General features: G+C 41.4%; 2 protein-coding genes and 1 pseudogene. All 3 read right to left on the bottom strand.

Features of this window, described 5'->3' with window-relative positions; genetic code table 11:
• On the bottom strand, positions 1-763 hold a 763-nt coding region (locus F6K53_RS41020; protein ID WP_293086021.1), incomplete at its 3' end, for a helix-turn-helix domain-containing protein.
• 236 nt (positions 764-999) lie between these two features.
• Positions 1,000-1,317: a recombinase family protein gene (locus F6K53_RS41025; protein ID WP_293039040.1), complete on the bottom strand. Its 318-nt coding sequence runs from the start codon at positions 1,315-1,317 to the stop codon at positions 1,000-1,002.
• A pseudogene (locus tag F6K53_RS46305) lies at positions 1,318-1,374 on the bottom strand (hypothetical protein); the annotation flags it as partial.
• Between the last annotated feature and the right edge of the window lie 234 nt (positions 1,375-1,608).

Consider the following 1,608-nt stretch of genomic DNA (forward strand, 5'->3'; position numbering starts at 1 on the left):
TATCGGACAAAGTCGCAAAACACTTAACACCTAGGTCAATTCCGACTTTTTGCTGAGTGTGTTTCATCGCTGGCATTGGGCAAGCATCGACTTTGAAAGAGACAAACCAGTTATCTGCTTCTCTTGAAATAGTAAATGTTTGGGAAATGCAATCGTAAGGAATAGCCTCCTTTAATCTGAACGTCCCCATTGTTGGGATGTTGATGGTCTTCCCAGCTTTTACCAACCGTTTTCCGTTTGAATCATCAACGGTAAAACTGCACTGATGGCGTTTCTTCTTGAATTTAGGCATTTGAGCTTTAATCTTTGGGTTACGCCACCAACTAAAGGCTTTAGCTAGATTCCGAAACGCATTTTGGTAAATCCTAGCTGGATACTTATTGCACCAAGCAAAATCAGGATTCTTCTTAGTCACATTGTTGAACACCTTCTTAATTGTGTTCAACCTCTTGGAATCGGAAGCTTTGATGTCTTCAAACTCCCATGATGATTTCATAATTCCAAGTCCGTAGTTATAAACGAACCGAGAGAACCCTGCACATTGAGATAGCCAGTTGGCTTCCTTGTTGTTGACTTTGAGTTCGCGCTTGATTCCAAACATGGGAGTTTCGACCATTACTTGTACTTCCATTTCTACTTTCGCACAATCCTCCGGACTATCAAGGTTTTTGTTGATTTTTTCTTGAATCGCTTGGAGATACCGACGCAAACCGTACAGCCGACAACAGAAGCAGTGGATGATAGCCATGAGGTCTTCCAGCATCTGCTGCTGGGGACTAAGGAATTCATTGTTGCTGATCGATATAGCAATCCTAAATCATTTGTAAAATCACTCGACTTCTCAAAAACTCAGTCTTTCTCCCTTAGCATCTGCCATCTACCATCTGCCTCCTGCCTTAAAGCAGCCCATTTATTTCACGAATCAGATAGGATTGCTATAATCTCGCCATCGGAGTACTTGGCTAACTGAAGAATCAGGTCAAACGCAAACCTACATAATCAGTCTTTGTGAGCGACGATGATGGTAGAGACCTGCCCGGAAAGCATACCGAATAGTAGATTGAGGAATTTCTTACGTTTGAAGTTCATACTCCCACCAATTTCTGGGATGACTTGATCGATTTTGAGACCAGAGGCATTACAGAAGGTATCCATAGCTTTAACTTGGTTTTCCAGGTCTGGTCTTTGAGAAGGAGATGATACCCGGCAGTACACGATAATAGACCGTTTCATATCATTGGGTAACAAGCCTTTCAATTCGTTGATATGTTTCTGGGTGTAAACTCGGTGCTTTCCTAGTGTCCTGTCTGCAACCAATTTTCCTGATGCATCCCATCGTTGAAGGGTTCTAACCGAGACACCAGTTTGGCAAATTGGTGAGGTCTGTAATGCATAATACTAGACAAGTATGTAGAAGTTTGTCTAGTATTGTCAATAATTTAACGACTAAATCTCAACTCCCCGGTAGGCAAAAGAGTATCTTACGTATAATCACGGTTGTCCAATATTTTTAACAAAATTAGGATATTTGTGAAAAGGGTTGAACATCTACACCATATGTTAAAGCATCAGAACTGGGAGAAAAGGGTAACCGCTAAGCAAAGTAAT

The sequence above is a fragment of the Moorena sp. SIO4A1 genome, from assembly GCF_010672065.1.
In the GTDB taxonomy this organism is placed as follows: Bacteria; Cyanobacteriota; Cyanobacteriia; order Cyanobacteriales; family Coleofasciculaceae; genus Moorena.